Origin of the sequence: Kitasatospora sp. NPDC093806, assembly GCF_040683335.1 — a bacterium.
Taxonomy (GTDB): Bacteria; Actinomycetota; Actinomycetes; order Streptomycetales; family Streptomycetaceae; genus Kitasatospora.
In genome coordinates this window covers 47,789-53,788 of sequence record NZ_JBFBDO010000058.1, presented here as the reverse complement: position 1 = coordinate 53,788, position 6,000 = coordinate 47,789, and the positions used below count along the sequence as shown (strand labels likewise).

Below are 6,000 nucleotides of genomic sequence, written 5' to 3'. Positions count from 1 at the left end.
CGCAGCGGGTGGACGGGGATCTGACGTTCTTCGGTGCGGCGGCGAAGTGTTTCGCGTCGGACGCGGCGATGGAGATCACCACGGACGCGGTGCAGTTGCTGGGCGGGTACGGGTACACCCGGGACTACCCGTTGGAGCGGATGATGCGGGACGCGAAGATCACCCAGATCTACGAGGGCACCAACCAGATCCAGCGCATCGTCATGGCCCGCAACCTGCCGTAACCCGTTGGCCCGTTGACGCGGTACGCACCGGAGCCCCCGGCCGAACAACTCGGCCGGGGGCTCCGGGCGTTCCGCCTGAGAAGCGGGGAGTGACGATTGCCCGTCCGGCGGCTGATCGTTCGGCTTCGCTTTGGGGTGAGAAGTGGACGCACGGGCGCCTTCGATGACATAAAAGTGATCGTCAACTTCTTTGCCGCGAAAGACGATTGAGGGGGAAATCCACCGATGAGCGACAAGTCGACCGAGCGGTCCGGCGGCGCGTCCGGCGGGCGGGTCTGGCTGATCACCGGCGCGAACTCCGGCTTCGGCCAGGCCCTCGCCGAGGCGGCGCTGGCCGTCGGTGACACCGTGGTGGCGGCCGCCCGTCGGCCCGAGACGCTGGAGGCGCTGGCCGGGGCCCACCCGGGCCGGGTGGTGCCCGTCCGGCTGGACGTCACCGACCGGGAGCGGATCGCCGCCGTGGTGGCCGAGACGGTGGAGCGGCACGGGCGGATCGACGTCCTCGTCAACAACGCGGGCCGCGGTCTGATCGGCGCCGTCGAGGAGTCCACCGACCGCGAGCTGCGCGACCTCATGGAGCTGCACTTCTTCGGCCCGGCCGCGCTCACCCGGGCCGTCCTGCCGCACATGCGGGCCCAGGGCTCGGGTGCCGTGGTCCAGATGAGCAGCATGGGCGGCCGCTTCACGTTCCCCGGGGTGGGGGCCTACTCGGCCACCAAGTTCGCGTTGGAGGGCCTGTCCGAGGCGCTGGCCAAGGAGGTGGCGGGGTTCGGCGTGAAGGTGCTGATCGTCGAGCCGGGGGCGTTCCGCACCTCCTTCGCCGGTCCGGGCGCGCTCGCCTACTCGACCGCGATCCCGGCGTACGACGAACTGGTCGGGCCGGTCCGCGACCTCCTGCCGGCGAGCGACGGCAAGCAGCCCGGCGACCCGGTCAAGGCCGCCGCCGCGATCCTGACCGCGCTGGACGCGGAGCGCACCCCGCTGCGGCTGCTGCTCGGCGCCGACGCCACCGACGCCGTGCTCGGCAGCCTCGACGCGGCGGTCGAGGAGATCCGGGCGTGGGAGCCGGTCAGCCGCTCGACCGATTTCGACGAGTAGGCGGGACTGGAGGTTCTCCATAAAAGCCGGGCACCCGAATCGGTTGGCTTGCACACCTGATTGAACGTCACTGCCATGGCAGTGTGGCTGTCGAGGCGAGAACTCGCCGCACCAACTGCTGGGGCGAGTTGTATCCACCTCACAATTTCCACGAGAGCCAGGGAGCTGATTTTCGATGGGTACTGCCAACCACCGGACCCTCGTCGCCGAGCCGGTCCTGGTCACCGGCCTCGGCGCGACCACGCCGCTCGGCGGCGACGTCGCCTCGACCTGGGCCGCGATGCTGGCGGGCGGCTCCGGCATCCGGCCGATCGAGGCCGACTGGGCCGCCGGGATGCCGGTCCGGATCGCCGGGCAGCTCGCCGTCGAACCGTCCGAGGTGCTCGACCGGGTGCAGGCCCGGCGGCTGGACCGCTGCGAGCAGGTCGCGCTGATCGCCGCCCGCGAGGCCTGGGCCGACGCCGGGGCCCCCGAGGTGGACGGCGAGCGGCTGGCCGTGGTGATCGGCACCGGCACCGGCGGGGCGCTCACCATGCTCGGCCAGGACGACGTGCTGGAGACCTCCGGCGTCCGCAAGGTCTCCCCGCACACCGTGCCGATGCTGATGGCCAACGGCCCGGCCGCCTGGGTCTCGATCGAGCTGGGCGCGCGGGCCGGCGCGCACACCCCGGTGAGCGCCTGCGCGTCCGGCGCCGAGGCGATCGCCCTCGGCCTGGACCTGATCCGGCTCGGCCGGGCCGACGTGGTGGTGGCGGGCGGCGCCGAGGCGTGCATCTGCCCGCTGCCGATGGCCGGCTTCTCCCAGGCCCGCGCGCACTCGCTGCGCAACGACGAACCCGGCCGCGCCTCCCGCCCGTTCGACGTCGACCGGGACGGCTTCGTGATCGGCGAGGGCGCGGCCGTCGTGGTCCTGGAACGGGCCGGCTTCGCCGCCGCCCGCCGGGCCCGCGCCCACGCCACGCTGGTCGGCGCGGCGGTCACCTCGGACGCCCACCACATCACCGCGGCCGCCGCCGAAGGCCAGGTCCGGGCGATGCGCCGGGCGGTGGCCGAGGCCGGACTCGCGCCCCGGGACATCGAGCTCGTCCACGCCCACGCCACCTCCACCCAGCTCGGCGACCTGGTCGAGGCCGAGTCGGTGACGGAGGCGATCGGCGAGCACCCGGCGGTGACCGCCACCAAGTCGATGACCGGCCACCTCTTCGGCGCGGCGGGCGCGATCGGCGCGCTCGCGACCGTCCTCGCGCTGCGCGACGGCGCCGTCCCGCCGACCCGCAACCTGGAGACGCAGGACCCGGCGGTCAAGCTGGACGTGGTCGCCGGCGGTGCGCGCCGGGGTCCGCTGGGGGCCGCGCTCACCAACGCCTTCGGCTTCGGCGGGCACAACGCCTCGCTGGTGTTCACCCCGGCGCCGTGAAAACCGCAGGACGATCCGGCCGCCGGGAACTACGGTGACCCGCATGTCCGTGCCTGCCGCCGCCCCCGCCGACCTGCGCCTCGAACCGGTCACCCCGGAGAACATCGACGCCGCCCTGGCCCTCAGGGTCCACCCCGCCCAGGAGCGCTTCGTCTCCCCGGTGGTCAAGTCGCTGGCCGAGGCGTACGCGTACGGCGAGACGGCCTGGCCGCGGCTGGTCTACGACGGGGACCGGCCGGTCGGCTTCGTGATGGCCTTCTTCGACGTCACCTTCTACCCGGACAAGCCGGGCGACCTGCCCCGCTCCGGCCTCTGGCGGCTCAACATCGCCGCCGACGCCCAGGGCAGGGGCTGCGGACGGTTCGCGGTCGAGCAGGTCGTCGCCGAGATCCGCCGGCGCGGCGGCGACCGGGTCACCGTCACCTACGAGCCGGACGGCGAGGGCGGCCCGGCGGAGTTCTACGCGCGCCTCGGTTTCCGGCCGACGGGGGAGTTCAGCGGGCGCCAGGTCGTGGCGGAGCTGGAGCTGAGCTGACCGGGGCCGTTCCGATCTGACCCGCCCCGACCCACCTTGATCCACCTTGACCCGCTTCGACCCGCTTCGACCCGCTCCGACGTGAAGGGCGGGCCACCCGGCCGCCGCCGGGTGGCCCGCCCGTTCCCGTTGCCCCGGCTCAGCGGGTCAGCGGGCCAGCAGGAACTTGGTGGTCGGCACGCCCCGGATGCTGGCGCAGTCCAGGTTCGACGTGGTGGCGCTGTAGGTGAAGCCGCTCGGGACGCTGCACGCCCACAGGCCGCTGTACGGCGTGCGGAGGTGGAAGGTGGTCGACGGGACGCCCTGCGTCAGGCTGCACGCGGTGGACGAGCCGACGGAGTCGTAGGTGAAGCCCGGGGCGCTCGAACAGGCGGTGAGGCCGTCGACGGGCGTGCGCAGGTAGTACTGCGGCGAGTTCCAGCTGCCGCCGCCGCTGCACGTCCGGCTGAACAGGACGCCGTCGTAGACGTAGCCGGACGGGACGGAGCAGGCGTAGGTGCCGTCCAGCCCCGTGGTGGTGGCGGAGGCAGGCGCCGCGAGGGCCGCGCCGGAGAGCAGCAGGGTGAGCGCGGCGAAGGCGGCGAACAGCGCGGTGCGCGCGGTTCGTATCGCGCGTGCGATGCGTGCGATGCGTGCGACGGACATGTTTCTCCTTCGGTGGAGGAGTGGCCGGAAGATGCACGGTGCAGGGACGGCGGTGATCGCGGGTGAGCGTTCACAACCGTCGACGGTTCTAGCACGGACGACAGGCGGTCACCCCGGTGCCAGGCCCGGGGTGGTCGCACCGCCGCCCGCCGTCCATGCGCCCGCCCGCCGATCCACCGGTCCGGCTCAGCCGATCAGCCCCCTGGCCTCCTCGCGCGCCTGGCGTAGCCACTCCGCGCGCTCGGCGTCAGAGGAGTCCGTCACCGTGCGGAACACCCGCCGGCGGACGTCCGTCACACCCACGTACGGCAGCACGCAGGCCGCCCAGATCCGCTCCAGCGGGTCCCCGAACTCCTCGCGCTCGCGTGCCTCGGGGGTGTCCGAGGTGTTCAGCACCAGCGCCCGCCCGGCCCGCAGCAGGCCCACCGGCTCGCCGTCCGCCGTGCCCAGCTTGTACGCGACCCCGGGCACCAGCACCCGCTGCACCCAGCCGGCCAGGACGGCCGGCGGCATGCCCCACCAGTTCGGGTGGACCAGGACGAGCGCGTCCAGCGTCGCCACCTCGGCGCGGTGCAGCGCCAGCTGCCGGTCACCCGGCTCCAGCGCCGCCACCGTCTCCGTCTCCGCGGCGGTGAGCAGCGGGGCGAACCCCTCCGCGTACAGGTCGTGCGCGACGACCTCGCAGCCGCCGGCCCGCAGCTCGTCGACGACCGCCTCGAACAGCGCGTGGTTGAAGCTCCCGGTGCTCGGGTGCGCCAGGTAGACCCCGATGCGCGTCATGCGTCGTTCCCCCTTGATCGATTCCCCTCGGCGGCGATGTCAGGGCATCCCGCCGACCCCGACAGCCTCCCCGACCCCGACCGTTCCGTCGACCTCCGATCGGCGGAGCGTGACCGCGATCCCGGGGGGTGCCGCGCGCCGGGGCGCCCGGCATGCCATGATCCCTGCATGGGTTCCAACGTTTTCTTCGACATCACCATCAACGACGAGCCGGCCGGCCGCATCACCTTCAAGCTCTTCGACGACGTCGTCCCGGACACCGCCAAGAACTTCCGTGAGCTCGCCACCGGCCAGCACGGCTTCGGCTACGAGGGTTCGTCCTTCCACCGCGTCATCCCGTCGTTCATGCTGCAGGGCGGTGACTTCACCCGCGGTGACGGCACCGGCGGCAAGAGCATCTACGGCGAGAAGTTCAAGGACGAGAACTTCACGCTCAAGCACACCAAGCCGGGCCAGCTGTCCATGGCCAACGCGGGCCCGAACACCAACGGCTCGCAGTTCTTCATCACCACCATCGTGACCGACTGGCTGGACGGCAAGCACGTCGTCTTCGGCGAGGTCGTCGACGGCATGGACCTGGTGAAGAAGATCGAGGGCCTGGGCTCGCAGAGCGGCAGGACCAAGGCCAAGATCACCATCGCCAAGTCCGGCATCGTGGAGTAAGGGTTCGCCCCTCCAGCACTCCGCATTCGGACGCGGCCCGCAGCACCATGCGGGCCGCGTCCGCGCGTTTCCACCGGGTCCGACTTCCCGCTGCGCTCAGACCGCCGCGGCGACCGCTGCCGCGACGAACAGCACCTGCAGCGCGGTGCGCGCTGGGAGCGGGGTGACCGGCTTCCCGGCGAGGGTGCGGCCGGTGCGGGCGGCGTACACGTTGGCGGGGAACATCGCGAGCATCAGCAGGGCGAGCCCGGCCGCCGCGTAGGGCGCGAGCGGGGGGACGAGGAGCCCGGCGGCGCCGGCGAGTTCCAGGACGCCGGTGAGCGTGACCAGCAGGTCGGGGCGGGGGAGCGCGGGCGGGACCATCGCGGCGAAGTCGCGCCGCCAGGACGGGATGAAGTGCGGGATCCCGGTGGTGACGAACATCAGCGCGAGGGCGCCGCGGACGGCGGGCTGCCAGGCGTCGAGCGAGTCGACGGCGAGGAGCCCGAGCAGGCGCAGGACGGCGAAGCCGCCGATGAGGGCGATGAGCGGGGCCATGGGGACGCTCCAACCTTGCGGGACCGGCACGGAATCTTGTCACTGGAAAGATTCGCGCGGCTGTCCAATCTTGTCAATGTCTAGATAGACTGGGCGGGCAC

At 72.6% G+C, this 6,000-nt stretch carries 8 protein-coding genes; 5 read left to right on the top strand and 3 right to left on the bottom strand.

Annotated elements, in window-relative coordinates; translation table 11 throughout:
• From AB0N76_RS24955 to AB0N76_RS24940, 4 genes are all read left to right on the top strand, one after another.
• A partial coding sequence (locus AB0N76_RS24955) for an acyl-CoA dehydrogenase family protein (RefSeq protein ID WP_363560472.1) occupies positions 1-224 on the top strand: 224 nt, incomplete at its 5' end.
• Between the two features lie 225 nt (positions 225-449).
• A complete protein-coding gene (locus tag AB0N76_RS24950) occupies positions 450-1,322 on the top strand; it encodes an oxidoreductase (RefSeq protein WP_363560470.1) in 873 nt (290 codons plus the stop codon).
• Positions 1,323-1,497: 175 nt separating this feature from the next.
• The gene (locus tag AB0N76_RS24945) at positions 1,498-2,739 is read left to right on the top strand and encodes a beta-ketoacyl-[acyl-carrier-protein] synthase family protein (protein WP_363560468.1); all 1,242 of its coding nucleotides are present in this window, start codon (positions 1,498-1,500) and stop codon (positions 2,737-2,739) included.
• A 43-nt stretch (positions 2,740-2,782) separates the two neighbouring features.
• Positions 2,783-3,274 (top strand): GNAT family N-acetyltransferase, encoded by a 492-nt coding sequence (locus tag AB0N76_RS24940; protein WP_363560466.1) that lies wholly within the window; start codon positions 2,783-2,785, stop codon positions 3,272-3,274.
• Positions 3,275-3,421: 147 nt separating this feature from the next.
• On the opposite strand, the gene AB0N76_RS24935 is transcribed toward AB0N76_RS24940, so the two are convergent.
• Together AB0N76_RS24935 and AB0N76_RS24930 are read right to left on the bottom strand one after the other, a co-directional pair.
• The gene (locus AB0N76_RS24935; protein WP_363560464.1) at positions 3,422-3,919 is read right to left on the bottom strand and encodes a hypothetical protein; all 498 of its coding nucleotides are present in this window, start codon (positions 3,917-3,919) and stop codon (positions 3,422-3,424) included.
• Between the two features lie 186 nt (positions 3,920-4,105).
• Positions 4,106-4,699 (bottom strand): NAD(P)H-dependent oxidoreductase, encoded by a 594-nt coding sequence (locus tag AB0N76_RS24930; RefSeq protein WP_363560462.1) that lies wholly within the window; start codon positions 4,697-4,699, stop codon positions 4,106-4,108.
• A 168-nt stretch (positions 4,700-4,867) separates the two neighbouring features.
• On the opposite strand from AB0N76_RS24930, the gene AB0N76_RS24925 reads away from it, so the two are divergent.
• Positions 4,868-5,362 carry a peptidylprolyl isomerase gene (locus AB0N76_RS24925; RefSeq protein WP_363560460.1) on the top strand — a complete coding sequence of 165 codons (495 nt, stop codon included), beginning with the start codon at positions 4,868-4,870 and terminating at the stop codon, positions 5,360-5,362.
• 96 nt (positions 5,363-5,458) lie between these two features.
• Here AB0N76_RS24925 and AB0N76_RS24920 read toward each other — a convergent pair whose 3' ends face one another.
• Positions 5,459-5,899 (bottom strand): DoxX family protein, encoded by a 441-nt coding sequence (locus AB0N76_RS24920; protein ID WP_363560458.1) that lies wholly within the window; start codon positions 5,897-5,899, stop codon positions 5,459-5,461.
• Between the last annotated feature and the right edge of the window lie 101 nt (positions 5,900-6,000).

What these genes read in the sequence shown, in the direction of transcription:
- AB0N76_RS24945 (WP_363560468.1), top strand. Translation starts at nt 1,498, where the DNA reads ATGGGTACTGCCAACCACCGGACCCTCGTCGCCGAGCCGGTCCTGGTC.
- AB0N76_RS24925 (WP_363560460.1), top strand. Translation starts at nt 4,868, where the DNA reads ATGGGTTCCAACGTTTTCTTCGACATCACCATCAACGACGAGCCGGCC.
- AB0N76_RS24935 (WP_363560464.1), bottom strand. Translation starts at nt 3,919, where the DNA reads ATGTCCGTCGCACGCATCGCACGCATCGCACGCGCGATACGAACCGCG.
- AB0N76_RS24950 (WP_363560470.1), top strand. Translation starts at nt 450, where the DNA reads ATGAGCGACAAGTCGACCGAGCGGTCCGGCGGCGCGTCCGGCGGGCGG.
- AB0N76_RS24940 (WP_363560466.1), top strand. Translation starts at nt 2,783, where the DNA reads ATGTCCGTGCCTGCCGCCGCCCCCGCCGACCTGCGCCTCGAACCGGTC.
- AB0N76_RS24930 (WP_363560462.1), bottom strand. Translation starts at nt 4,699, where the DNA reads ATGACGCGCATCGGGGTCTACCTGGCGCACCCGAGCACCGGGAGCTTC.
- AB0N76_RS24920 (WP_363560458.1), bottom strand. Translation starts at nt 5,899, where the DNA reads ATGGCCCCGCTCATCGCCCTCATCGGCGGCTTCGCCGTCCTGCGCCTG.